At 58.1% G+C, this 25,695-nt stretch carries 22 protein-coding genes and 3 tRNA genes; 8 read left to right on the forward strand and 17 right to left on the reverse strand.

Annotation, left to right across the window (positions count from 1 at the left end; all coding sequences use genetic code 11):
* Positions 1–75: 75 nt before the first annotated feature.
* The 8 genes from A6M21_RS19300 to A6M21_RS12420 form a co-directional block, all read right to left on the reverse strand.
* The gene (locus A6M21_RS19300; RefSeq protein WP_066669256.1) at positions 76–1,458 is read right to left on the reverse strand and encodes a M23 family metallopeptidase; all 1,383 of its coding nucleotides are present in this window, start codon (positions 1,456–1,458) and stop codon (positions 76–78) included.
* 211 nt (positions 1,459–1,669) lie between these two features.
* Entirely contained in the window at positions 1,670–3,025 is a 1,356-nt protein-coding gene (gene scfB, locus A6M21_RS12390; protein ID WP_066669257.1) for a thioether cross-link-forming SCIFF peptide maturase, read from the reverse strand.
* Between the two features lie 170 nt (positions 3,026–3,195).
* Entirely contained in the window at positions 3,196–3,348 is a 153-nt protein-coding gene (gene scfA / locus A6M21_RS12395; RefSeq protein WP_066669258.1) for a six-cysteine ranthipeptide SCIFF, read from the reverse strand.
* Between the two features lie 264 nt (positions 3,349–3,612).
* Positions 3,613–3,687, reverse strand: a tRNA-Gly gene (locus A6M21_RS12400).
* Positions 3,688–3,733: 46 nt separating this feature from the next.
* On the reverse strand, positions 3,734–4,654 hold the full coding sequence (locus tag A6M21_RS12405) for a glycosyltransferase family 2 protein (protein ID WP_161486058.1): 921 nt from the start codon (positions 4,652–4,654) through the stop codon (positions 3,734–3,736).
* An 83-nt stretch (positions 4,655–4,737) separates the two neighbouring features.
* Entirely contained in the window at positions 4,738–5,826 is a 1,089-nt protein-coding gene (locus tag A6M21_RS12410) for a GerAB/ArcD/ProY family transporter (RefSeq protein ID WP_161486059.1), read from the reverse strand.
* A 246-nt stretch (positions 5,827–6,072) separates the two neighbouring features.
* Entirely contained in the window at positions 6,073–6,624 is a 552-nt protein-coding gene (locus A6M21_RS12415) for a DUF6385 domain-containing protein (protein WP_242868842.1), read from the reverse strand.
* Between the two features lie 171 nt (positions 6,625–6,795).
* A complete protein-coding gene (locus A6M21_RS12420; RefSeq protein ID WP_066669263.1) occupies positions 6,796–7,608 on the reverse strand; it encodes a DUF6385 domain-containing protein in 813 nt (270 codons plus the stop codon).
* Between the two features lie 125 nt (positions 7,609–7,733).
* Between A6M21_RS12420 and A6M21_RS12425 the strand changes: the two genes are divergently transcribed.
* From A6M21_RS12425 to A6M21_RS12440, 4 genes are read left to right on the forward strand one after another with little or no spacing between them, the layout of a single operon-like run.
* The gene (locus tag A6M21_RS12425) at positions 7,734–9,704 is read left to right on the forward strand and encodes a tetratricopeptide repeat-containing glycosyltransferase family 2 protein (RefSeq protein ID WP_066669324.1); all 1,971 of its coding nucleotides are present in this window, start codon (positions 7,734–7,736) and stop codon (positions 9,702–9,704) included.
* The gene (locus A6M21_RS12430; RefSeq protein WP_066669266.1) at positions 9,701–11,464 is read left to right on the forward strand and encodes a glycosyltransferase; all 1,764 of its coding nucleotides are present in this window, start codon (positions 9,701–9,703) and stop codon (positions 11,462–11,464) included. Before A6M21_RS12425 ends, A6M21_RS12430 begins: the two co-directional genes overlap by 4 nt.
* Positions 11,443–12,912, forward strand: coding sequence for a tetratricopeptide repeat-containing glycosyltransferase family 2 protein (locus A6M21_RS12435; protein WP_066669268.1), 1,470 nt, complete (start codon positions 11,443–11,445; stop codon positions 12,910–12,912). The genes A6M21_RS12430 and A6M21_RS12435 overlap by 22 nt, the downstream gene beginning before the upstream one ends.
* A 10-nt stretch (positions 12,913–12,922) precedes the next feature.
* Complete coding sequence (locus A6M21_RS12440) at positions 12,923–14,434, forward strand: glycosyltransferase family 2 protein (protein ID WP_066669269.1); 1,512 nt, start codon at positions 12,923–12,925, stop codon at positions 14,432–14,434.
* 132 nt (positions 14,435–14,566) lie between these two features.
* Here A6M21_RS12440 and A6M21_RS12445 read toward each other — a convergent pair whose 3' ends face one another.
* The 8 genes from A6M21_RS12445 to A6M21_RS12480 all read right to left on the reverse strand — a co-directional run bounded on the left by A6M21_RS12445 (position 14,567) and on the right by A6M21_RS12480 (position 20,375).
* Positions 14,567–14,752: a hypothetical protein gene (locus tag A6M21_RS12445; RefSeq protein WP_066669270.1), complete on the reverse strand. Its 186-nt coding sequence runs from the start codon at positions 14,750–14,752 to the stop codon at positions 14,567–14,569.
* A 47-nt stretch (positions 14,753–14,799) separates the two neighbouring features.
* Positions 14,800–15,507: a hypothetical protein gene (locus tag A6M21_RS12450; RefSeq protein WP_066669271.1), complete on the reverse strand. Its 708-nt coding sequence runs from the start codon at positions 15,505–15,507 to the stop codon at positions 14,800–14,802.
* 379 nt (positions 15,508–15,886) lie between these two features.
* Positions 15,887–16,564: a PspA/IM30 family protein gene (locus A6M21_RS12455; RefSeq protein WP_066669272.1), complete on the reverse strand. Its 678-nt coding sequence runs from the start codon at positions 16,562–16,564 to the stop codon at positions 15,887–15,889.
* Between the two features lie 241 nt (positions 16,565–16,805).
* Positions 16,806–17,201, reverse strand: coding sequence for a DUF350 domain-containing protein (locus A6M21_RS12460; protein WP_066669277.1), 396 nt, complete (start codon positions 17,199–17,201; stop codon positions 16,806–16,808).
* Positions 17,202–17,315: 114 nt separating this feature from the next.
* Positions 17,316–17,391 (reverse strand) — tRNA-Glu (locus A6M21_RS12465).
* Positions 17,392–17,399: 8 nt separating this feature from the next.
* Positions 17,400–17,475, reverse strand: a tRNA-Lys gene (locus tag A6M21_RS12470).
* 219 nt (positions 17,476–17,694) lie between these two features.
* Positions 17,695–18,978, reverse strand: a complete 1,284-nt coding sequence (locus A6M21_RS12475) for an adenylosuccinate synthase (RefSeq protein WP_066669284.1) — start codon at positions 18,976–18,978, stop codon at positions 17,695–17,697.
* Positions 18,978–20,375: an NAD(P)/FAD-dependent oxidoreductase gene (locus tag A6M21_RS12480; RefSeq protein ID WP_066669285.1), complete on the reverse strand. Its 1,398-nt coding sequence runs from the start codon at positions 20,373–20,375 to the stop codon at positions 18,978–18,980. The genes A6M21_RS12475 and A6M21_RS12480 overlap by 1 nt, the downstream gene beginning before the upstream one ends.
* A gap of 351 nt (positions 20,376–20,726) precedes the next feature.
* On the opposite strand from A6M21_RS12480, the gene A6M21_RS12485 reads away from it, so the two are divergent.
* The 4 genes from A6M21_RS12485 to A6M21_RS12500 all read left to right on the forward strand — a co-directional run bounded on the left by A6M21_RS12485 (position 20,727) and on the right by A6M21_RS12500 (position 24,062).
* Positions 20,727–21,833: a GerAB/ArcD/ProY family transporter gene (locus tag A6M21_RS12485; RefSeq protein WP_066669286.1), complete on the forward strand. Its 1,107-nt coding sequence runs from the start codon at positions 20,727–20,729 to the stop codon at positions 21,831–21,833.
* Positions 21,834–21,985: 152 nt separating this feature from the next.
* Positions 21,986–22,210, forward strand: coding sequence for a hypothetical protein (locus A6M21_RS12490; RefSeq protein ID WP_078060623.1), 225 nt, complete (start codon positions 21,986–21,988; stop codon positions 22,208–22,210).
* A gap of 22 nt (positions 22,211–22,232) precedes the next feature.
* On the forward strand, positions 22,233–22,457 hold the full coding sequence (locus tag A6M21_RS12495; protein WP_066669292.1) for a hypothetical protein: 225 nt from the start codon (positions 22,233–22,235) through the stop codon (positions 22,455–22,457).
* Positions 22,458–22,769: 312 nt separating this feature from the next.
* On the forward strand, positions 22,770–24,062 hold the full coding sequence (locus tag A6M21_RS12500; protein ID WP_066669298.1) for a methyl-accepting chemotaxis protein: 1,293 nt from the start codon (positions 22,770–22,772) through the stop codon (positions 24,060–24,062).
* Positions 24,063–24,175: 113 nt separating this feature from the next.
* Here the strand turns inward: A6M21_RS12500 and dnaB are convergent, their stop codons facing one another.
* The gene (gene dnaB, locus A6M21_RS12505; protein WP_066669304.1) at positions 24,176–25,531 is read right to left on the reverse strand and encodes a replicative DNA helicase; all 1,356 of its coding nucleotides are present in this window, start codon (positions 25,529–25,531) and stop codon (positions 24,176–24,178) included.
* Positions 25,532–25,695 lie beyond the last annotated feature (164 nt).

Genomic DNA, 25,695 nt, shown 5'->3' on the forward strand with positions numbered 1-25,695 from the left:
TGCTGCAGTTGCAAAATCCCCGGTATGCCCGGCGGCGCCGGACACGTCGCGGAGTGAATGACGGAAGTGCCGCGGTTATAGGAACGGCACCGGATTTTCCGGCTGATCATTGATCCGCACCTCAAAGTGCAGGTGCGGTCCGGTGGAATAACCGGTGCTGCCCACGTGGCCAATCAGCTGCCCGCCCGCCACCTGCTGCCCCTCCCGCACGCTGATGCTGGAAAGATGTCCGTAACGGGTGATTACTCCGTTCCCATGATCAATATCCACGCAGTTGCCGTATCCGCCGTACCAGCCGGCACGCACCACCCGGCCCGGAGCGGCCGCCGACACCGGCGTGCCGTAACCGGCGGCAATGTCAATGCCCGGGTGGAAACTCCCCCGGCGGCTGCCAAAAGGTGAATCAATGGCTCCGGCCACCGGCCAGGACAGCCGTCCGCCCGTCCCGGAGCGGGAAGCCAGCAGCGTCCATGAACCGACGGCCACCACCTGATCGCGGGGTTCCCTCAGCACTGTACGCGACACTTCCTGCCGTCCTGTTTCCATGCCGTTCCGGTATGTAATCCGGTAATCAACCTCGGCCAGTCCCGGTTGACCGGGCTGTAAAACCTTGACCTGTCCGCTGTATAAATTACCGTCCTTTCTTTTTTCCACCGCAAAGGGGATTTCCCGGCGAACGGCCAGCTCGCGCGTGGCCACCACGTTAATCATGGGCACCGGGCGGGAAAGCCTGATTTTTTCGCCAATCTGAAGATTTTCCGGGGTCAGCCCGGGATTGAGGGACTGCAGGGCGGCCACCTGCACACCGGTTTTGGCGGCAACATCCCACAGGGTGTCACCCGGCCGGACCACGTAGGTTTGTATTTCCCGGCCGCCCCGGCGCACCATGGCCAGCGCCCCGTCCAGAGCGAGAATATCCTCTGCGGGAACCGGCCCGTCTTTCAAGGATACTTGATCGGCAATGCTGACTTTAAGACCGGGTTTTTGCGCATACAACTCTTTAACCTTATCCAGCAGCAGTTCGCCGGTGCGACGATCGGCCACCACCAGCACCGGCCGGCCGTTAACCAGCACAACTGTGCCGGACGCATCAGCGCCCAGCGCCCGGGCCAGCCGGTTCAACAGAACGGTGCCGTTCACCGCCGGTCCGTCCGCCGCCGCCGCCCGGCGCACCGTTACCCGGCGGGAATATTCCGCCCCGGGAACCAGTGCCAGAATGTTCAGCGCCCGGTCCACCGCACCCAAATCATCAGCCACTGCCACCGTACGCCCGTTTACCTCCACCGCCCAACTGCCGGAACCGCTGGCGGCAACCGGCAGCAATGTCATCAGCATCACCGTGGCGGCAACCAGAATCCCCACCTGACACGGGTTGAGCGGCTCACTGGCCAAATAACCGGTCAACCGGCCCCATAAAGCATGTAAATATTTTTTGAACGCGGAATAACTGCTGAACACGGATCACTACTCCCCGGTGTATGACGGCCTGCACGCTGCAACCTGCAACTCCGCCCCTTGTTATGGGTTGCCTGGCCCGGCATACAAAAATTGGCGTCTTTTGTCGATAGAGCCAGCAGTATTATATCACAGGGAAAATGACCGGGCAATTGCGACTTCAGTTGTATCTTGTCTGAATTGCCGGAATTCACCGGCAAAGCGCCCAAGATCATCATATTTTTATGCCGGCCAGTTCGGTTTTCAGGTAAAATGCACATTCCAGCCGTTTTTTGATCAGCCGGCAGGCCAGTTCATAAGGCTGACTGAGATTGCCGTGAAAGGCATGCGCGTTGGCATGGCAGCCGCCGCTGCAGAAAAAGCGCGCCCAGCACCCGGGGCAGTCTTCCTTGTTGTAAACATGTGCCTGCCGGAATACCTGCACCAGTTCCGGAGTATCAATGCCATACGCCACGTGCCCCATACGGTAACCGGGCCGTCCCACGAACTGGTGGCAGGGATACAGGCTGCCGTCGGGAGCCACAGCCAGGTATTCATGTCCGGCGCCGCAGCCGGACAGGCGCTTGGGCAGGCAGGGGCCGCCGTCCAGATCAATATTGAAGTGATAAAAGTTGATTTTTTGTCCGCGGCGGATGCGCTTCAGCAAGGCCCCGGCCAGTTTCTCATATTCCGTGCAAACAGCCGGCACATGCTCCGGACGCAGGGCGTATTCCGCTTCGTACGGGGCCACCACCGGCTCCACGGAAACGTGTTCAAACCCCAGGCCGGCCAGGTGCAGCACATCCTGCGCAAAGTCCAGGTTGTGACAGGTAAAGGTTCCCCGTACATAATATTCCTGCTCCGGCCGGGTGGCCACAAAGCGGCGGATATTTTCCGCCACCAAAGCGTAGGAACCCCGGCCGGCGGGAAAGGGACGCATGGCGTCGTGTACTTCCGGCCGTCCGTCCAGACTGAGCACCACCGCCAGGTTGTTTTCATTCAAATAGCGCCCCGTTTCCGGCGTAAGCAGCACCCCGTTGGTGGTGACGGTGAATTTGATCTGCTTGCCGGCGGCCGCCGCCTTTTCCCGGCCGTAGGCCACCAGTTCTTTTAACACTCCGAAGTTCAGCAGCGGCTCGCCGCCGAAAAAGTCCACTTCCACATGCCGACGGTTGCCGGCACGGGAAAAAAGGAAATCCAGCGCCTGCCGCCCCACTGCAAACGGCATCAGCCCGGCCGGCCCGTTGAAATGCCCCTGGCCGGCAAAACAGTAGCGGCAGGACAGGTTGCAGTCGTGGGCCAGATGCAGGCAAAGCGCCTTGATTACGCCGCTTTCCGGCGGGTCGTACCGGCCGTTCAAAGGATCGGGTGAAAAGAGCAGGCCCTCCTTCACCAAAGTACTGATTTCATCAAGTGCTTCCGCTATGTCCGCCGCATGATAACGGCCGCTACAACGGGCCGTCAGTTCCTCCCGGGTAAAGTCCGGATAGCCGTCCAACAGCTCCCAGGTTAAATCGTCCACCACGTGCAGAGCGCCGCTGTTTACATCCAGCACCATCTTCCGCCCATCAAAACAAAACTTGTGTATCATCACTCAACAGCCGGAACAACCGGCCCAACCCCCCAACAGTCCTTGTTATATAACCTGCCTGGAACAAACAATACGCATTTTCCCGCAATCACTCCGGCGCCGGACGCGCAACCCGTCCCATTGCAGGTCAAGAAAAAAACCTCATCCCGCGTGGGATCAGGTTTCGGCGGTTACTTGTCCTGCTCTTTCCGGCAGGCCTGGTTCCCTACCGTGCAGGAGGTTTTACAGGCCGACTGGCAGGATGTCTGACACTCGCCACAACCGCGGCCCTTTATGCTGGCCGCCAGCACGGGCCGGTTGACAGTTTTGATATGTTTGCCCATCTGACAATATATGCCTCCTTTTCCCAAACCTCTTCATATTATACTGCACCTTCTCCGGACGGACAAGACCCGGCATGACATTTTACCGGCAACCCGCTTCCCGGCCGGATGTCCGTGGAAACCACAGCCACCAGCAAAATCACTTTCAAAATTCTATGTCCGTCCCCGCCGGGATATACCGTAAAAAATAAGACCGTTTCCATAAAATTGCAGTAAAACCGCCCAAAGCAAAAGGCCCCCGATCCCCGGAGGCCTTGCTGTTACTGGAGCGGGTGACGAGGATCGAACTCGCAACCCTCAGCTTGGGAAGCTGATGCTCTACCATTGAGCTACACCCGCATCACACTTAATTATAGCGAATACGGAAAAAAAGTCAAGACCCGGCCTAAAACCCGATCCCGAACCGCTCCATAAACCAGTCGTCGCTGTGCCGGCGCCGTTTCAAGTAATCCGCCCTTTTCCGCCAGATGTCCCCCAGGCACAGGCCGGCCATTACGGCACTGAATTCCGCATGTGGCCTGGTCATTTCCAGCACCCGGGCGATGCGTTCTTCTTTAAAATGCAGCAGGGCCATGCGCAGCCGGTTGTGGATCACCGGCGCCCAGCCCACCGGGTAGGGATGCGCCGTCCGGAAGCGGTGCACCACTGTCACCGCCGGCTCCACCAGCACCCGGTAACCGAAAAGCCACATCTTTAACGAAAACTCCTGGTCGTCATAACCGAAAACCCTGAAACCGCTTTCAAAACCGCCGGCGTCTTCAAATGCGCGCCGGCTCACCGCCAGGCAACCGCCGGGGGCCAGGGGCACATAAGCCGGTTCCCGGGCGGGCGGGGGCAGCCACTGCCACTGGAGTTGACCGTCCCAGGTAACCCCGTAGCCCACAGCTGTTGTATTTCCGGCATCAGCAATGGCCGGACAAACCACATCGGCCCGCCCGTCATGTATGGGGGCGGTTATTTTATCCAGCCAGCCGGCGGGTACAAACAGGTGGGCGTCGCAAAAGCACAGGCAGTCACCCTTTGCCGCCGCCGCGCCGAAATTGCGGGCATTAGCCACCCCCAGGCCGCCGCCGGCCAGCAGTTGCACTCCGGGCAAAGGGTTACGGCGTAAAAAATCACAGCAGCCGTCATCCGAACCGTCATCAACGACAATGATTTCCCGCTCCGGCCCGCCGGCCCGGAAAATCGATTGTAATGTCTGCCGCAGGTAGTCCCCCTCATTGCGGCAGGGAATAACAACCGAAACCAGGGGTGATCGCAATAACACCGGCTCCACCCCCCGCTGAATGTATTCTCCGTTCATCATGATATGCGGCCGGCCGGCGCAAGATGAACGTGTCATTTTACAGCGGGAGTAATTACCTTTGTTTTTTTACGGAAAAAAGAAGTTCAACCGCCCGCCGCCGGCACACTGCTTTTAAACCGGGAGCAGATCAGCAAAATCAACGGGATAAACCATTCGAAAAGGTAGGCAAAAGATATCCACGGCCCGGCGATAAAGTTGATCATATCGGTTGAAGTATTATACTGGCTCATGGAAACCGCGACGATGATCACGCCAATGGGAGCGATTAATATCCGGTAGTCTTTCAGGTTCAGCCATTGGGCGGTGCCAAGCACGGCGCAATAGTACCAAAGCCCGATCTTGGCAAATATGCCGACAATCCAGATGATCATCCAGATCGCATCCAGCCGGGTGGCAACGAATGTCGAAAGCCTGGCCAGTTCATACACGGAAAAGCTCAACCGGGCCGTGCTCGCTCCAAACACCATCGTAATGACAAGCATGGCAACAAACAGAACCATCCCAATAGCCAGGGTGGAAATGACGGCATCCCTGGCGCCGCGTTCCGGTCTGGCCAGCATGGGTAAAAACATGGCCAGCAGGATGATTTCGCCGCGCCATGAGGCGGGTCCCAGGGATGCCAGCAAAACCGGCTTAATGCCGTGCTCCATCACAGGAAGAAGGTTTGCCGGTTCCATATGTTCAGCTACTGAAAACAGGATAAATAAAAATAAAACAATAATCAGCGGAAAAAGCAATTCATTCACCCGGGCCAACACTTCCAAACCATAATACAACGCATATGCGGACACCGAAACGATTAGCATGGCGAATAAAATCTGGGGCGTGGTGGGCAGCATGCTAACAGCCAACAATTCGCCGAACTCCCGGACTACAATGGCCGGGGGCTGAATAAAAAAGAACAGGTAAAGCAGGCCGACCGCCTTGCCCGGTATCTTCCCCAAGATGCTCACCGCATACTGGACAATGGTCTGCCCGGGGAATTCCCGGCCCAGCGCGCCAACCAGAAAAGCCACCAGAAAGCCGTTCACCGTACCCAGCACGGCGGTCATCCAGGCGTCCCGGCCGGCATACCCGGAAGCCACCACGGGCAGTGCAATCAATGCCGTGGCTCCCACCAGGTTAACCAGTAAGAATATAGTTTGCCGATCGGAAATTCTGGTCTTATCCACAAACCGGCCACCCATCAATGCTTTTCTATTATCCCGGGAAGGGTGAAACAGCTTTACCCTTCTAACAACTGTCTCAAATGTATTGTCTGCCACAACCGCCTGATATAAACCAGTACCAGACAGTGATTTTTATGAGCAGCCGGAGAATTTGCTGAACGGACACGGGCCAGTATGTTTTGGCCGCATCCGGGCGGGCTGGGCCGGCGGGCCCGTAAAGTCCCTGCACGGGCCCGGAGCAAAGTAAATTTATCCCTGCCCTTGAAACCAGACGGTGAGCACCGTATCCCGGCCCGGTATTTTGTTCCGGTACTTAATCCTGGAATAACGCAAAAAGAGCTGTGGCGCAAACAAATGCTTTTCCCCCGGATTAAGCAGGTAGGCCAATTCCCCGAACGAACTCCAGTTTATTCCGTCCGGACTTAGTTCCGGCTGCACCACCACCGGATTGGGACCGGCATTGCGCACCAGAAAGGAAAATGTCCTGATCCGGGAAACATCTATGATTTTGCTGTGCCTTTCAGAGTTCTTGCTGATCAGTTCGTTTTCTTCAATGCTGGTAAAGTGCGGCCCCGGACAGGGGGCACCATTCCTGCCCCGGAACAATAGAAAAATTCCCAGCGCCACGGCGCCAAGCAGCCCGAACGCCAGGACAACCACCGGCACCAGAAGCCCGGCGCCGCCCGCCCGCTCCGGCACGGTTTTTTCCGCCCCGGTACAGGCGTTTGAGCGCTGCCCCAATGCAGGCACCACTTCCACTTCCCGTAATCCGTACCCGTTCCGGACAACTTCCGAACGCATTTTCACTGCTGACACCTCCAAAACATTTTCCATTTCAAACTGCAAACGAAAATTTTTATGCCGGTAGCTTATATTAACAATCAATTCTCCGGCCTGCCTTCGTCTGCCGGGTGATTTTGATCATGAACGGGAAGGCCGGAACGGGTTGCCCCGCGGCCTTCCCGTAATTTTTTAGCTCTGCCCCTGGAAGAAGATGTTCAGTGTGACGGCGCTGGCCGCGTTGACCGCCGCATAATAAACCCGGGCGTATTTCAGGAAGACCGCCGATACCAGGGCGGTGACATCCCCGGTGTTCAGGGTGACCGGGCCGGCCTCGTCAAGCCAGCTGGTGCCGTCGGGGCTGATCTGGAGTTTGACGGTGGCCGGGGCGATGGTGGTGGAAGCATTGACCACACCCAGTGACCAGGTTTTAAGGTTGAGCACGGTATGGGTTTGATCCGGACTGCCTGCAATATCTGTGATATTGGCCCTGGTCGCCGATACGTCGGTGGTGGCCAGACTGGCCTGTACAGCCAGACCGGTACTGGTAATCATCAGCCCGCCGGTGGGCGGGGTGATGGCCAAGCCTTCCGCCGGTGCGGTAATCATCAAGCCGTTTACCGGCGCGGTCACAGCCAGACCGGCGCTAGTGATGGCCAATCCCGTACTGGTAATGGTCAGGCCGCTCGCCGGCGGGGTGATGGCCAGACCGGTTGCCGGCGCTGTGATCATTAAACCGTTTACCGGCGCGGTCACCGCCAGCCCGGCGCTGGTGATGGCCAATCCCGTACTGGTAATGGTCAGGCCGCTCGCCGGCGGGGTGATGGCCAGGCCTTCCGCCGGCGCGGTGATCATCAAACCGCCGGCCGGGGCGGTAACGGCCAGGCCCGTGCTGGTAATGGCCAGGTTGCCGGTGGCGTCCGTGTTCAGGGCGACATTCTGATTACCGAAGATTTTTATCTTCGCCTGTTCCGGGTTATCCTGAAAGATTTTAAAGTTTGGCACTTTTTGTCCCCCTTTTACCTTATCCCGGGATAATTTTCCTATGCCAACAGGATATTCATTCCAGCAGTGGAAGGTGATTAAGTTGCTGCATAAATTAGATAAAAATGTCACAGGAGCTCAAGATTATGGAACCCAAAATCAGTCTGTGCATGATTGTAAAAAATGAGGAACAAAACATCCGCCGCTGCCTGAAAAGTGTAGCCGGGGCGGTGGATGAAATCATCGTCGTGGATACGGGCTCCACCGACGCCACAGCTGAAATAGCACGGGAATACCGTGCCCGGGTGCACTTTTTCCCCTGGAACGACAATTTTAGCGATGCCCGCAACGCTTCCCTGGATTTGGCCAGCGGGGACTGGATTTTATTCCTGGATGCGGACGAGGAACTGGCCGCCGGAAGCGGGGAGGCCCTGCGCCGGCTGGCCGGCGGGGATGCGGTGGACGGTTATTTTGTGCAGATTATCAACTATCTGGGTAGCGAAGGTTATCTCGAACCCTGTGCGGATCTGGTTTTCCGGCTTTTTCGTAACCACAAGGACTACCGTTTCCGGGGGAGCATCCATGAGCAAATTGTGGATGTAATCCTGGAAAAAAACAACCGCGCCCGCTACCGGGCGGCTGAAGAAATAGTCATCCTGCACTACGGCTACCTGGACCGGCAGATCGCGGAAAAGGGTAAAATAGACCGCAATCTGACCCTGCTCAAACGGGAACTGGCCGCCACCCCCGGCAACCGCCTGCTGCGATATCATTACGGCGTGGAGCTTTACCGGGCGAAAAAATACAAAGAAGCAGCGGAGCAGTTGCTTCAAGCGGCGCAGGGCATCGATCCGCAGACCATCTATCTGCCCAAGCTGCTGCGGCACATTGTGCTGTCCTGTTACGCCGCCTGTGAATATGCCCCCGCGCTGGATATTATCCGGCAGGGACTGGAGCTTTTTCCCCACTACGCGGATTTGTACTACTATGGTGGTATGATTTGTTTCGACCGGGGGGAGTACGGCCGGGCGGTTGAATTTTTCCAACAGGCGCTGGCCACGCCCGGTCAACCGGTTTATTTCGCCTCCTTTTACGGTGTACGCGGATTCCGCGCCTGTTACCAACTGGGACGGCTGGCCGAAATGTTTTTAAATGAAGACGAAGCGATGCGCTATTACGTTTTAAGCCTCCGGGACAATCCATCTTTCCTGCCCGCCCTGGAAAGCATTATCCGCCTGTTAAGACCGCGGGAGGAGCCGGCATACGCAAAAAAATGCCTGGAACAGCTCTGTGATTTTTGCTCCCCCGGGGCCGCATTATTGCTGGGGCGGATGTTCTTCCAACAGCAGGCTTACGTGCCGGCGCTGGAATATCTGGAACGGGGCGCGACGGAAGGGAATCCGGACGGGGAAATATCGCTCTACAGGGCCGTCTGCCTGGCACAGCAAAGGCGCTTTCTGGAGGCGCTGCGGATACTGGACAGTTTTCATCCGGCACAGCCGCTTTACCCGCTGGCCAGAATGAATCAACTTCTTTGCTTCTGGTGGCAGGGAAAGCAGCGCAAAGCAAAAGACCTGGCGAAAGAGCTTTTCGCCCTGGGACTGTCCCCGGATACGGAAACGGTGGTCACATTATTGATCGGCACCCCGGGCAAGGGGAAACCAGAGGCCGCTCCGGGGGAAGGAGGAATGGCCCTTTTGCTGGACATTCTGGCCCGCACACTTGATCTGGGGGAAAATGAACTGGCGTCCCGGTTGCTGGAAGGCCTGACCACGGACTGCCGGCGGCAAAACGCCGTGGCTGTCGGACGGATCTATCACCGCTACGGCTACCTGGATGCGGCGGAACACTACCTGGAAATCGACCGGCATGAGCACCCGGACTGTGCCGAAACCCTGTCTTTGCTGGCGGAAATAAAAGAAAAGCGGCAGGAATACCTGGCCGCGGTGGAATTGTACCAGCGGGCGCTGGCTGTAGATCCCGGTAAACCGCAGCATTATATGCGGCTGATCCGGTTGTATGAAAAAATGCGTCAGAGTATCATTCAAAAGGCGGAGCAAATTTTTCCCGGCCCGGACGATGCGCATAAAATTTTACAAGAGGCGGCGGAAAAATGAACCCGGACATAACCCTGGTGATGATCGTACGCGATGAAGAAGCCACCCTTCCCCGTTGTCTGGAAAGCGTAAAAGGTGCCGTGGACGAAATCGTAATTGTAGACACGGGTTCAAAGGACCGCACAGTGGAAACCGCTTGCCGGTACACCCCCGGGGTCTACCATTATCCGTGGGACGGCGATTTTGCCGCCGCCCGCAACTTCGCCCTGGCCAGAGCGAACGGCGGTTGGATATTATCCCTGGACGCCGATGAGGAACTGGATCCGGCCAGCGGCGATCTGCGTGCGCTGACAGGCAACAAGGACGGCTACGAGGCTTATTTTCTCCCTCTTTACAACCGGGCACAGGGGGATGGTTCCCCGGGACAATATCATTACGTGCTGCGTTTTTTCCGCAACGGTTGCGGCTACCGTTTCCAGGGCAGTATTCACGAACAGGTGGTGGTCGCGTACCCGGAAAAGACGGGCGTGGCCGCAGGGCCGCTGATCCGGCACCACACCGGCGGCGGCCGGGAGCGCAACCGCAAACGGGGCCGCAACCTGAAGCTCTTGCAACGGGCGGCCGGGGAACTGCCCGCCCCCTTCCGGCAGTATTATCTGGGTGTGGAATGGCTGGCCCTGGGCCGGCCGGAGCGGGCGTTGCCCTGTTTTGAACAGGCCCTGCGCCAGCTGACGGATGCCCAACTATTGTTCCGTTTACCGGCCCTGCACCACCTGCTTTCCTGCCTTACGCATTTAAACCGTCTGGATGAGGCTATCTGCCTGTGCCTGGAGGAATGCCGGCGCTATCCTTTTTATAGCGATGTACTTTTCGCCGGCGGGCTGTTGCTTGAAACAAAGGGTGAATATGCCGCCGCCGTCAAATGGTTTCAAGAGGCATTGCAGTGCGGCCGGCCGCCGGCTCTGTTTTATCACCTCGAAGGCACGGAAAGTTTTCTTTCATATTTTCATCTCGGCCACTGCTATGAGCAAATGGGTGATCACCGGCAGGCGTCGGGCTATTACTGTCGGGCGCTGGCGATCAACCCGGACTATATTTACCCCTTGTATAATCTTTTTTTGCTTACATTGGTGGAAAAGGGAGCCGTGGGGACTTTTGAATGCTTTCAGCGGGCCGGATACCTGTCCGGTTTGAAGCAGTCCGCTTTGCTGGCCGATCTGTTTTTCGAAGCCGGTTATCCCGGTCTGGCCGCTGCCTGTCTGGAGGCGCACGGGGACAGTCTTTCCGCGCCGCTGAGGCAGCATCCGGCCCGCTTTCACCTGTATGCCGGCCGTCCGGAACAGGCGCTTTTACTGTTCGGCCGCCTGGCAATAGCAGGGGGTGATCCGTCTTCGGTAACAGACGAAGTGGTTGCCCTAATCCTGAACCGGGATTTTACCGCCGCCAGAAGCCGTGCCCTGTCCCTGTGGCGCCGGCCGGACGGGCGCAGTGAGGCGCTGGCCCAGCTGGTGCTGATTTCCCTGCTCGAAAACGGCCACAGCGGCCTGCGGCCGGAAAAAAACCGTGAAGCGACAGTAGTGCGGACCGTGCTCACTGTAGTGGAATATTGCCTGCGCGCTCTCTCAACAGCGGACGGAGAAACGGCCCGCTACCGGCAGTTGACGGAAAGGGCGGTTGAATGGCTGACCGGCCTTTCGCCCGCGAGCTGCGCCGCCCTCCGCTGTTATTTGCTTGACCGGGCCGGTGCCGCCGGCAAACTGGCCATGCTTAAATTCGGCCCGGCAGGGGGGTTTTGGCCATGTCCGGCCGGCCGTCCGTAAGCATGTGCCTGATCGTCCGCAATGAAGAAGATTGCCTGGCTTCGTGCCTGGACAGCGCCCGGCACCTGGTGCGTGAAATCATTGTGGTGGATACCGGTTCCACCGACCGCACCTGCGAAGTGGCCGCGGCCTGCGGGGCGACGGTATTTCACTTCGCCTGGAATGACGACTTTGCCGCCGCCCGCAATTATTCCCTGAACCAGGCCGGCGGGGAATGGATCCTGGTGCTGGACGCCGATGAAATGCTGGCCCCGGTGACTGCGGAGGAATTTGCCCGGCTGCTCTCCAACACGGAAACCGAAGGCTATTTCGTACACATCCAAAATCACCTGGGGAACGGCGCCGGGAGCGCACACGACCAGGTGGTGCGGCTGTTTAAAAACCGCCCGGGCTACCGTTTTGCCGGTGCGATTCACGAACAGGTGGCGGGGGCGATCAAAAGGGCAAACCGGGGCGGGGGGTTGGCTAGCTCCCCGCTGGTGATCCATCATTACGGTTATCTGGATGAACGGGTGGCCGCCCGGCAAAAACATGACCGGAACATCCGCGTGATTAAAAAAGCGCTGGCTCAAAAGCCGGCCGATCCGTTTCTTTTTTACAGCCTGGGGATAGAATATTTCAACTGCGGCCGGCACAGCCATGCCGTTCAGTGTCTGGAACGGGCGCTGGCCCTGATGGACGGCGGCGAAGGCTACCTGCGCGATCTGTTGCTCCTGCTCTGTCTGGGCCTTTTCAAAACCGGTCAAAGGGAAAAACTGAACCGTACCGTGGAGCGGGCGACAGCCTTGCTGCCTGCCGACGCCGATTTGCAACTGCTCCAGGGACTTTCGTTTTTGAGTGCAAACCGTTACGGACCGGCCATTACGGAACTGCGGTCCGCTTTGCACCGGTCCGCGCTCCTGGCGCCCCATCATATTCACAGCCTGTTGGGGGATGCCTTGAGCCTTTCGGACCGCCCCGCGGAAGCGGCAAAGGACTATTTCCAGGCGCTCCGCCTGGCCCCCCGGATGCTCTATCCGCTGACGCGCATCCTGGACTTTACACAAAAAGCCGGTTTGCGGCCGGACTGGGCCGGGCTGGCACAATTCGCTCCCTTAACGGAAAAAAAGTTTTTGTATAATCAACTGTTAGCGAAGGGTGAAAACAATCTGGCCCTGATCCTGCTATTGCTGATCATTCTAGACACCTGCGGCCGGGGGGAAAACCCCGCGGCAGACTGCCGGGAATTCGTGCGCTTGGTGGCGGAACATCCGCCCGGCGGGCAAGGGCGGGCGGTGCGATACCTGTACCTGGCCGCCAGGGAAATGCTTGTTTACACCGGAGCTTTGGCATACGGACTGGCCGGCGCCTGGCTAAGACCGCTGCCGGCGCTCTCCTCCCTGGCCGCCAGCTGTTTGGCACTGATCACGGCGGAATTTGCCTGGCCGCCGGTGAATTTAAAATGGTGAGGGATCATCCATGCCAGGTGTATTGATCGCCAGTCCGGTGCGACAAAAACCGGTGATTTTGAAGGAATTTCTCTGGTCGCTGGAGCATCTGGAAACCGGCGGACTAAAGGTTGACTACGCCTTTATCGATGACGGGGAGGGAAGGGATCTGTTGCGGCAGTTCGCCGCCGGACGGCCGGTGCGCATTTTCCCCGGCGGCGAAGGTGCGGACATTTACCACCGGGATGAAAACACCCACCACTGGCGGGAAAGTTTGATCTGGAAAGTGGCGGCCTACAAAGACCGCCTGATTAGATTGGCCCGGACGGAAGGATATGATTTTTTGTTCCTGGTGGATTCGGATCTGGTCCTGCACCCGCGGCTGCTTTCCCATTTATGCACCCTGGGGAAGGACATCGTTTCCGGGGTTTTCTGGACCCGGTGGCAGCCGGATCTGATTCCCCTGCCCCAGGTCTGGGAAGGCGATCAATACCGGCTTTACTCCACCGGGCGCGATGAAAATATTAACGAACAAGAGACGGCGCACCGGGTACAGGAATTTCTGGAACTGCTGCGCCATCCCGGGACTTACCGGGTGGGGGGACTGGGCGCGTGTACGTTGATCGGCAAAAAAGCCCTGCATGCCGGCGTTTCTTTCAGTGAAATATACAACCTGGGGTTTACCGGGGAGGACCGGCACTTCTGCATCCGGGCGGCCGCTTTGGGACTGGAGCTTTACGCCGACACACACTACCCCGTCTATCACATTTACCGGGAAGCGGACCTGGCCGGACTGGCTGACTTTAAGAAAATGCATTTTCCGTCCGCGCAAACCGGTTTGCCAAAGCGTGGCCGGATCACCCTGGCCATGCTGGTGCGCAATGAGGCGGACCGCTACCTGGAAAAGGTGCTGCGGCATGCAGCGCAGTACATCGACAGCGCCGTCATTCTGGACGACGCCAGCGAAGACCAGACCGCGGCCGTCTGCCGGCGGGTCCTGGCCGGTAAGCCGTTATTGCTTGTTTCCAACCGGGAACCGTCTTTCGCCAATGAAATTGTATTGCGTAAACAGCTCTGGGATTTGGCCGCGGGCACCAACCCGGAATGGCTTTTGTTCCTGGACGCCGATGAAATCTTCGAGGAACGGGCGGTGGCGGAACTGCCCCGGCTGGCGGCTGATCCGGAAGTCATGGTGTACTCTTTCCGCCTGTATGATATGTGGGACGAGGGGCATTACCGCGAGGACGCCTGCTGGTGCGCCCACCACTTTCACCGGCCCTTTATGGTCCGTCACCTCCCGGGCTTTTCCGGCCGCTGGCGCGAAACCCCGCAGCACTGCGGCCGCCTGCCGTTAAACATCGCGGAACTGAAGGGAGCCAATAGCAGCCTGCGCATCAAACATCTGGGCTGGATGAAACCGGCCGACCGGCTGGCCAAGTACTACCGCTACAAAAAGCTGGATCCGGCGGGGCGTTACGGGAACAACGGGCAATATCTCTCCATTCTTGATCCCAAACCGCGCCTGGCGCCATGGGAAGATTGAAGCAGTTGCCGGCGGGCCGGCAAGCATTGGCGGTTTACCGGCCTGATTGGATAATTAACCCGCCTGTTGTGCCCGGTTTGCAGGCCGGGGACAGGCGGGTTTGATGCCATCAGATTACAGACTGTTGTTAGGTTATTTGAGCACCGCGATTTCCCTTTGTAAGTCCGTGTTTACCCAAATGCCGTCAAAGCCGGCCGGATCCGGATCGGCCACGGCGATATAAATCCATTTTCCCCGCACCTGGGTGACCACTCCGTCAAAGCCGTTGTCCTCACGGTCCCGGCGGATGAAAACACGCTTGCCGTCCAGAAATTCCAAGCAAGATCACTCCCCGATCATATTTTTAGCCGGTGACCGGATGCGGGCTAACGCCGGCGCGCCCGGTCAATCAGGTAAGACACCGCCAGCCCGCCCAGACAGAACAGGGCCAGCCAGGTGAGCAGCCGCGGGGCGAAAAAATGGTAGCCCCAGGGCGTATAGTAGTAGTTGGGCTGAAAGAACAGGTGCATCCACAGGGGCATCCCCCAGTAATAGTTGTGGTAGTAGGCCGGCGGCTGCGGGGCCGGTCCGAAAACACCCACCGGCGGTTTGGCCGGAAAGCGCATTTGTCCGGTACCTGTATCGGGCACCCCGCCGCCGTTATACGAACCGCGTCCGGTATTGTAAGAAGGCTGCCCGGTGCTGTAACTGCCCTGGCCGCTGCTGTAACCGTGGTACAAAGTGGGCGGGTTCACCTGCCGGGGGGTGGAAAAACTGCCCGTTCCGGTGGCATAACCGCGGCCAAAAGATGTACCGGTACCGCTGCCGCCCGTACCGGAAGGCGATCCGGATGTCTCCACGGGCGCCGTTGCCGCCGGCGGTGCCTTGGATGAACCGAAAAACCCGCCGAAGCTGCGGCCGCCGCTGGAGTAACTGTGCCCGGAGGAAAAACTCCGGCCGGCGGAAGAAGAAAAACTGGACCGCCCGCCGGAGGAAAAACCGCCCCGGGCCAGGGCCGGCCCGGCCGCCACAACCAGCAGGAAGAGCAGGGCAAACAGGAAAGCGGCCCCTTTTAGTGCTTTATACCGTGTCAATCTCATTCACCCCCCGGCGCGCAATAGCCGCCAGTCAAATGGGAGTTCCCTGCGCGCCACACGTTGCACCGGGACAAATCCGGCCGCAATGGCCTGTCCGGACGCGTTGTTCGGCCGGTGTTCCCGCCGTTCGCTCAAGAAGAGGCGGTTTCCCCTGCCGCAACGCCCCCGGGGACCGGCAGCCGGCCCGTTCCCCGGTTGCCACGGCGGTCATTGCAAGCCGGCCGCGCCGCCGGTACCGCCGCCCGGCCGTTTCGACCGCCGGAAAAGGCATGCGACGGCATTTTAACGGCCGTACATCTTTGCTCCCGCCCGGGACGGAGGTTCGCCCCCCGTCCCAGCACACCCGGTAACGGGACGCCGGCACCGTCCCATCCGTTTATTGCTGCTCCTTGCCCAATTCCGCCTTCAGGCGGGCCAGTTCATCATCCACGTTCTGCTGTCCGGCCGATTTTTTCAGTTGATCAAATTCGTCTTCCAGTGAACTGCTTACCGCCACGCGGCTGGCCTGGGCTTCTGCTTCCGTGCGCATCACCTTGTCGCGCATGCGGTCGAAGTCGGCCATGGCACTTCCCTCAGAAACCTCTTTGACCGCCTCGTTGGCCTGTTTCATCGCTTTGGCCCGGCGCTGGCGAATGATCAACTGCTCCCGTTCGGCTTTGGCCTTGTTCAGCTTTTCTTCCAGCAGGCGATAGTTTTCCCGCAACTCGGCCACGGCCTTTTCCTGATCGGCCAACTGCGTCTGGTAGCTTTCCAGGTTGTTCTGAGCAGTTTGCTTGCGCTCCAGGGCGATGCGCGCCAGGTCGTCCCGTCCCTGCTGCACCGCCACCCGCGCCTGGGCGGTCCAGGATTCCATTTCTTTCTCCGAAGCTTCAATTTTCTGGCGCAGCATCAATTCGTCGGCCACCGCCCGGTTGACCTGGATGTTGAATTCCTTCAACTCCTGAGTGGCGCGCTCCACATAAAGATTGAGCATCTTTTCCGGGTCTTCGGCCTTGCTGATTAAATCGGAGATGTTTGCATCCAGCAAGTCTTTAATCCGCTTGAACAATCCCATACCAATCTCCCCTTTTAAAATTTTCAGTTCGCCCCCGGCCGGGACTTCCGGCCGCAGATGGTTTTGCCGGCCGGTTTAGCTGATCATACCGGCAATATAGTCAAAAAACAATTCCCGTGTGGGGCACCGGCAACCTGCCACAGTCCCGGGAAGCTGCCGGTTGACAAGTGCCGCTCCGGCCCGCAGCCGCTCTTTGACTTGCTTATCCGCGCTCAGGCGGGCAAAAAACGGTGATAACGGTTTACGAAATGCCCGCCCCGATCAAAAAACTCAGGGCCAGTGAAAAGCTCAGTGACATCACCCCGACGGCCACATTGCCTTCGGCGATGGCCCGGTTGACGTCCAGGCGAGGCGTCAGCCATTCAAAAACCAGGTAGCTCAACAACAACAAGATCATGCCCACCAGGCCCCAGATGACGGTTTCCAGGGCGCCGCCGTTGGTTAAAACGGCAAAACGGATTACATTGGCCACGCCCAGCACCTTGCCGCCCAGGGCCAGTGCCGCCGCCACATTGCCCCGGCCGATTTCCGCCCAATCGTCATATTTGGTCAGTCTGGTGAACAGATACATGGTCAGCAGGGCAATGAGCACAGCAACCAGCAGGCAGGTTACGCTGGACTCCAGTTGGTTCCACACTTTTCAGGATCACCCCCGCCGTCTATTTCCACACCGGCATTGATTATTCCTATGTCCGGGGCCAGGAAAATTATCCCGGCAACGAAAAAACCCGTGCCTTCAAACACGGGTTGCTGGTGACCCCACCGGGATTCGAACCCGGGTTACCGCCGTGAAAGGGCGGTGTCTTAAGCCGCTTGACCATGGGGCCGGAATATATGGTGAGCCATCGGGGACTCGAACCCCGGACACCCTGATTAAAAGTCAGGTGCTCTACCAACTGAGCTAATGGCTCAACAAGACGTCACCGCAAGTTATATTACTACAGATTTGACCGCCTGTCAACCGGAAAATTTACGGCCCGGCACTAACGCAAGCCGTATCGTTACAGCCTTATAATATAATGCCCTGACTGTGATTCAGGCATGAGCACTGTTTACGGCCTGTCACCGGACCGTCCGGCTTATGCCGCCAAGCCGCACGCTGTTTTCTGCAACGTGGCAGCATACTTGTGTTAAAAAACCTCCCGGAGCATGATCGTCTGTTCCCGGCCCGGGCCGACGCTGACAATGGCCACCGGCACCCCGGACAGTTCCGTCAAACGCTCCAGATAGCGCCTGGCGTTGGCCGGCAGGTCCGCGTAACGGCGCACCCCGCCGATATCCTCCGCCCAGCCGGGCAGTTCCTCATAGACCGGTTCACAGCCGGCCAGCTCTTTCAAGGTGGGCGGAAATTCCCGGATGATATCGCTATCATGCCGGTAGGCGGTGCAGATACGCAGTGTTTCCAGCCCGGTGAGCACATCCAGCTTGGTCACGGCCAGGTAGTCCAGGCCGTTGATGCGCGCCGCATAGCGGGCCACCACGGCGTCAAACCAGCCGCAGCGGCGCGGCCGCCCGGTGGTGGTACCGAACTCGCCCCCCTGCCGGCGGATGTGGTCGCCCAGGCTGTCTTTCAGTTCGGTCGGGAACGGCCCTTCGCCCACACGGGTTACATAGGCCTTGGCCACTCCCGCCACCCGGTTGATCCGGGTAGGCCCGATGCCCGCCCCCAGACAGGCGGCCGCCGCCACCGGATGGGACGAGGTGACGTAAGGATAGGTGCCGTGATCCAGATCCAGTAAAGTGCCCTGGGCACCTTCAAACAACACCCGTTTGCCCTGCTCCACGGCCGCGTTGACAATGATGGAAACGTCGGCCACATACGGCTTCAGCCGGCGTGCATACTCCCGGTAGGCGGGCAGGATTTCATCGGGCCGGTATTCCTCGCTGCCGTAAACGCGGCTCAACAGCCTGTTTTTTTCCTCCAGGTTGCGGGCCAGACAGACTGAAAACTCTTCCTCGTCCACCAGTTCGGCCATGCGGATGCCCACCCGGGAAGTCTTGTCGGTATAGGCCGGGCCGATGCCGCGGCAGGTGGTGCCGATTTTCCGCTCGCCCCTGGTCTCCTCCTCACAACGGTCCAGGCGCTGGTGGTAGGGCAAAATCACATGCGCCCGCGGGCTGATGCGCAGGTTGTCCGTATTTATCCCCCGGGCGGCCAGGTCCTCCAGCTCACCGATCAGCACCGCCGGGTCAATGACCACTCCGTTGCCAATCAGGCACTGCTTCTCCGGATGCAGAATGCCCGAAGGAATCAAGTGCAGCTTGAACTCCCGGCCGTCCGCCACCACCGTATGGCCGGCGTTGTTGCCCCCCTGGTAGCGCACCACCAGATCCGCCTGCTCGGCCAGAAAGTCGGTTACTTTTCCCTTGCCCTCGTCTCCCCACTGGGATCCGACAAGCACAACTGTTGACATTACTCAAACCTCCCGCTTTTCAGCATCTCACGTGCCGCCACCACTCCCGCCGCCGAAGCCTGGGCCAGCCCCCTGGTCACGCCCGCCCCGTCGCCGGCGGCAAAGAGATTTTTCACCTGCGTCTCCAGCCCGCCGGTCAACGCCAGCCGGGAAGAGTAAAATTTGACCTCCACTCCGTATAACAACGTGTAGCGGGAATAAACCCCCGGAGCGATTTCATCCAGCGCTTTGAGCATTTCCACAATGGCCACCAGATGCCGGTAGGGAAAAACCAGGCTCAAATCGCCCGGGGTGGCCTTGGTCAAAGTAGGTACGGTCAACCCCTTTTTCAACCGGTCCGGCGTGCTCCGCTGTCCGGCCAGCAAGTCCCCCAACCGCTGTACAATCACGCCGCCGCCGAGCAGGTTGGCCAGGCTGGCTACGTAATGGCCGTAGGCGATGGGCTCTTTGAAAGGTTCGGTGAACGTCTTGCTGACCAGGACGGCAAAGTTTGTATTGCCGGTTTTATGATAGGCATGGGTATGACCGTTTACCGTCACCAGGCCGTCGTTATTTTCCATCACCACTTCCCCGTACGGATTCATGCAAAAAGTGCGCACCTTGTCGTCAAAAGCGCGGGAATAATAAATGAACTTGGCCTCGTAAAAAACCCGCGTCAGGGGTTCCATCACCGCCGCCGGCAATTCCACCCGCACGCCGATGTCCACCGGGTTGATCTCGGTGCGCAGCCCCAGGCGGCGCGCCTCACCGGTCAGCCAGGCCGCTCCTTCGCGGCCCGGCGCCAGCACCACCAGGCGTCCCGGGATCACCTCGCCGCCGGCGGTAACCACACCCTGCACCCGGTTGTTCTCCACCCGGATGGACTCCACCGGAGAGCCGGTGCGTACTTCCACCCCGGCGGCGAGCAGGAAATTCTCCATGCGCTGTAATATCTCCTGGCAGCGGCCGGTGCCCAGGTGCCGGATGGCCACCGGGATCAACTTCAGCTCGGCCTGCGCCGCCCGGTGTTGAAATTCCCGGATCGACTCCACGTGCTCCAGCCCGTAAACCTGTTCCGGAGCGCCGAATTCCCGGTAAATATCATCCACGTATCTAATCAGGTCACCAAGATGCTCTTCACCAATGTATTGCTCCAGACTGCCCCCGATCTCCGTGGACAGGGTCAGCTTGCCGTCGCTGAATGCACCGGCCCCGCCCCAGCCGCAAATGGTAGAACAGGGATCACAGTTGAAACAGGCGCTGTTCTTTTCCTGGGAAGGACATTTGCGCTCGGCCAGGTCGCGTCCTTTTTCAAGCATGAGTATTTTCAAACCGGAACGTTTTTTCACCAGCTCAAGGGCGGTAAAAATCCCGGCCGGCCCGGCTCCGACAATAATTACGTCAAATGTGCGTTCCAAAGCAATCCCTCCCGTCAAACCCCCGGTGAGCAAGTCTTAATTATCACAAACATAAAAATAACCCAAACTGCACATTTGAGTTTTCACCGCCCACCTCCCGGGGGACTGTACCGCTGATTTTTATACACAAGCAAACATTTTAATTTTAACAGAGGCACCACGGGCTGTCAAGGAATTTGACCCGGTTGAACCGGTTGCCGTGCCGGCGCATGGAACCGCGGTGGTTAAAATCATATAAACGGCAGGGACGCTGTAGTTTCCACATGGCACCTGTCCGCTACCGGCATACGCATAACCTGAAAAGTCATTTGGTAATATAAGTTCAAACATCCAATGAAATGAGGGAGAAAATTGCCGGCTGAAAACCACATTACCGTTCGCCAGCTTAATGCCATGCTGCTGGTCTTTTTAATTGCCAACTTCAACGTTTTCCTGCCGCAAACCGTAGCGCGCGAGGCAGGCCGCGACGCGTGGATTTCCTTGGTTTTGGCCACCATTATAGCGTTGGCGGTGACATTCTTGTTGTTAAAACTCGCCCTTCATTTTCCGGATTCCAGCGTGATGAAATACTCCGTTTCCCTTTTTGGTGCACAGATCGGGCAAATAACCGGGACAATCTACCTGCTCATGCTTATCCTCAGTACAAGCAGACCCGTTTTTAAAGCGGGAATCATCGGTCAAGCTGCTTTTCAATGGCCCAACCGGATCGTCATTGGAACCATGCTTATATCGGTCTTGATCGCCGGCTATCTTGTCCGGCGGGGGCTGCACGCTATTGCAAAAATAAGTGAATATGGCGTGCTGGTTGGGGTGGCGCTTGTCCTTGTTATCGGATTTACATCAATAAGCAAGGTAAACTGGACGAATTTCACACCCGTCCTGGCAAACGGATGGCTGCCGGTTTTAAAAGGCACCGCCACAATGCTGCAACATTTTGCGCTTGCTTATGTTTTGCTCCTGCTCTTGCCCAAAACAAAACAGGCGGGCGATACAATCAAGCTGTCGATGCTCAGCATTCTCTTGGTGGCCTTTTTAATGTGTATAGGCATATTCTCCATCGGCATACATGGAGCCGCACACACTGCGGCCACGTTTATCCCCTCCCTGCAGCTGATTCATGACAGCGTATTCGGCCGTAACGTATGGTTAACTGCACTGGCAGTAGCCATCTGGATTGCCGGGCAGGTTGTCAACGCCGCCATAGGCTACTGGCTTTTTATTGCCGCAATTGCCGAAACAACTGGAACAAACCGGGTGAAATTTCGCCGTTTAATCCTGCCGGCCGGTGCAGCTATTCTTATTATAGGCTTGGTTTTTTGGAATAATATTCCGGAAACGCGCATATTCTTGACGCAATATTTCAAGTATCTGAGTTACGCGACATGGGCGGTAATCCCCATCGCCTTGCTCATACCGGTTGCTTTCTTCCAGCGCGGCCGGCGGCTCCAACCGGAATGAGTTCTTTCCGGGAAATACGGGCGGGGCGGCGCAGTTATGACATCCGGCGGCAACTGTCATAAATTTTAATCACAACAACTGCTCCCCGGGCCAGTAAATTTTTCATTTTGAGGATATATATTGCATATATTATCCCGAGGGAGGTGAATCCTTTGTTTCCAGTATTGAATATTAATTTATTCCTGGTAAAAATCAATGTCTTGCAAACGGGTGCTGTTATCGGCATGGGACAAAATTTTTTACCGGCCTGGATGCCTATCCATAAAACAACGGCCGGTACTGGCTCACAATACGGGGACGGCAGCTGTATATTGGGAACCAACAGCGTTATTGATGACAGTGATCTGCTGGATATTCCCCAGGCCCGGGTATTATAATCCAGGAAAGAAGGGATAACAATTGTTTCCATTAATCAATTTAAATACGTTTTCCGTCAAGATCGATGCATTACAAACCGGTGCGGCCATTGTAGCCGGACAAAACTTTTTGCCGGCCTGGTCGCCCGTGCATAAAACAACCAGTGCTACAGGCACGCAATATGGTGATCTCAGCTGTATCGCGGGAACCAACGGCATTATTGACGACCGGGATTTGGTCGATATTCCGCAGTCCGAGGTGGTTTGACAATTGCCGGACAACCTGATCAGCCATATGCTCCGGACAACATGCCCCCGGGAGGAAACGCGGTTGTCCGGCCGGACGCGGCGGTTGCTGTGGGCAAGCCGCATATGAGCCTCCGGGACAAACCCGGAGGCTTCTTCATGGGGTTGTTCATACCGCCCCGGATTAGTCCGGTCCGTTCACCCGGGCGCCGGTGCTGATCCCGCTTTTACCGCCTGGCGGCAAATTAACCAAAATTTAATAAGTTGTCTGTTCACTTTTTTTTATTATGCCTTATAATAGTAATTGTTACTCAACGTTTGGGGGGATGGACCTATGTTCAACCGGAAAAGGACCGCGCCCGCAGCTGACGGAATACTTACTTACTCCTTGCGCGGCCTGGCTTACAGTCACTTCTCCACTTCCTATGCCGAACTTTACACCTACCGCACGGAAAACCGGGTGCATGCCATCAGCGAGCGGATCGACAGCCTGGCCGCCGCGGCCGAGCAAATGTCCGCCACCATCCAGCAGATGGCCGCTTCCATTCAAAGCGCCAACCATGAACAGCAGCAGGTTTCCAGTCATGTGGACAACGGCCGGCAAACACTAAACCGCACCATGTCCGAAATCGCCGGCGCCGAAAAGGCTATTTCCCGCCTGGCCGGCACCGTGCATGAACTGGCCGGGCGGGTGGAAAACATCAACCGGGCGATCGGTGTGATCAGCGAGATCACCGAACAGACACAGTTGCTGGCGCTAAACGCCTCCATTGAGGCGGCCCGCGCCGGCGAAGCCGGACGCGGCTTCGCCGTGGTGGCGGCGGAAATCCGCAACCTGGCCCAGCGCACCCGCTTGTCCGCCGGGGAAATAAAAGAAGCGGTGGACACTCTGCAAAAAGGAATGCAGGAAACGGCACAGACCATGGAGCAAAGCCTGCAATCGGTGATGAGCGGCTTGCAGGCGGCCAGGGAAATCGAACCGCCGATGAACAGCATTGAATCCGGCACCGCAACGCTCACCGGGATCCTGACCAACCTGGCCGCAGCCTCCCAGGAACAGGCGGCGGTCACGGAAGAAATGGCCGCCAACGCCTCCAGCGTGGCGGAAACCGCTCATTTTGCCGGCGAGCTGGACAAGGAGGCCACGGATCACACCGGTTTGTCCCACCAGGTGCTGGGTGTGTCCTGGGATTACCTGGTTGCCCGGCTGGACACCGGCCGCGCCGGACTGCCCGGCTTTTTGGCCGGACGGGTGGTTGATCACGCCCGCTGGATCTCCCGCGTGCTTGCCGTGCTGCGCGGGAAAGCCGGTTCCGGCGATGATCTGGCCGATCATCACGCCTGCCAGTTCGGCCGCTGGTACTATAACGAAGGGCGGCGGGAAATGGAACAGCTGGACCAGGCGAGCAGGGAAATATTTGCCGCCATTGACGAACCCCACCGCCGGGTACACCAGTGCGGCCTGGCGGCGCTGGAAAGTCACCGCGCCGGACAGGACGACGACGTTTACGGACATATTTCCTGTTTGACGGAAGCCTCCCGGCAAATTATCGATCTGTTGATGCAGTTGATAGACGCCGTCATTGCGGCCGGCAACGGTTCCGTGCAGCGGACGGCAGTCAACTGAACTGCGGCAGGGCGGTGATAGAAAATATGCGGGCCGCGGGGGAACGGGCAGTTGTTCCCTGCATGGGCGAAACAGCCGGACGCCACCCGGTTCATGATGCGGCGCCCGGCTGTTTAGTCGCTTTCTCCGGATGGTTCTTCCGGCGCCTCACGGGCCAGATTCATAAAACGGGTGTATTCTTTCAAAAAGGCCAGTTCCACCAGGCCGGTAGGACCGTTGCGCTGCTTGGCCACAATAATCTCGGCGATCCCCCGCTTTTCCGTATCCGGACGGTAATACTCATCCCGGTAAATAAACATGACCACATCAGCATCCTGCTCAATGCTGCCGCTTTCCCGCAAATCGGACATGATCGGCCTCTTATCCTGCCTGCTTTCCACCGACCGGCTGAGCTGGGCCAATGCCAGCACGGGAACATGCAAATCCTTGGCGATGCCTTTCAGCGACCGTGAAATTTCGGCAATTTCCTGCTGCCGGTTTTCCACCCGCCGGGCGCCCTGCATCAACTGCAGGTAATCCACCACAATCAGGCCCAGCCCCTTTTCGGCCTGCAGGCGCCTGGCCTTGGCCCGTAACTGGCGCGGCGACAGCATGGCTGCGTCGTCGATATACAGTGGCGCCGGGGCCAGTCGTCCGGCGGCCTCGGCCAGACGCGCCCAGTCGCTCTCGGACAGGTGGCCGCTGCGCACCTTCTGCTGGTCCACCATCGCTTCAGCGCAGAGCACGCGCTGCACCAGCTGGGAACGGGACATTTCCAGGCTGAACACGGCCACCGGCTGATTGTATTGCAGCGCCACCTGATGGGCGATGGAAAGCCCCAGGCTGGTTTTACCCATGGCCGGACGGCCGGCCACAATAACCAGGTCACCGGGTTGAAAGCCGCAGAGCAGGCGGTCCAAATCAATAAATCCGCTGGTGATACCGCTGATTTTGCCCTGATTGCGATAGCGGTCTTCAATGTAAGCAAAGATCTCCTGCAGGATATCCCTGATCGTCACAAATACGCTGGCGGAGCGCCGGGCGGCCAGCTCAAAGAGCATGCGCTCGGCTTCATCCATCAGCTTTTCGGCATCCTCGCCGCCTTCGTAGCCGCGGCTGGCAATGCGTGTGGCCACTTGAATGACATGGCGCAAAAGGGCCTTTTCCTCAACAATACGGGCATGGTATTCCACGTTGGCCGCGGAGGGTTCCAGACCGGCCAGGGAAGCCACATAAGTCACTCCGCCGGTGCGTTCCAGCACGCCCGCGTCCTGCAGCCAGGTGGTCACGGTGATCAAATCCACCGGCTGGCCGGCCTCGTCCAGAGCCAGGATGGCTTCGTAGATTTGCCGGTGCGCCTCAAGGTAAAAATCATCGGGGCGCAAAAAGCGGGCCACCCGCGGCACGGCGTCCGGTTCAAGCAGCAGCGCGCCAAGCACCGATTGTTCGGCGTCAATGTTTTGCGGCGGCGTCTTATTGGTTAAAGCCACTATTTCTCACCTGCGCCCGGGTTGGTTAAAGCCGGAACGGCCGCTCCGGCTTCTGAGTTTCACGTGAAACAATTGCTCCAAATAATTGCTCCAGATATTTACACAGCATCGACCGTGTTTTTTGCCCACAACCCACAAATTAGAAAGGTTGTGATTGCACTTGA

Source organism: Desulfotomaculum copahuensis, assembly GCF_001655685.1.
In the GTDB taxonomy this organism is placed as follows: domain Bacteria; phylum Bacillota; class Desulfotomaculia; order Desulfotomaculales; family Desulfovirgulaceae; genus Desulfotomaculum_G; species Desulfotomaculum_G copahuensis.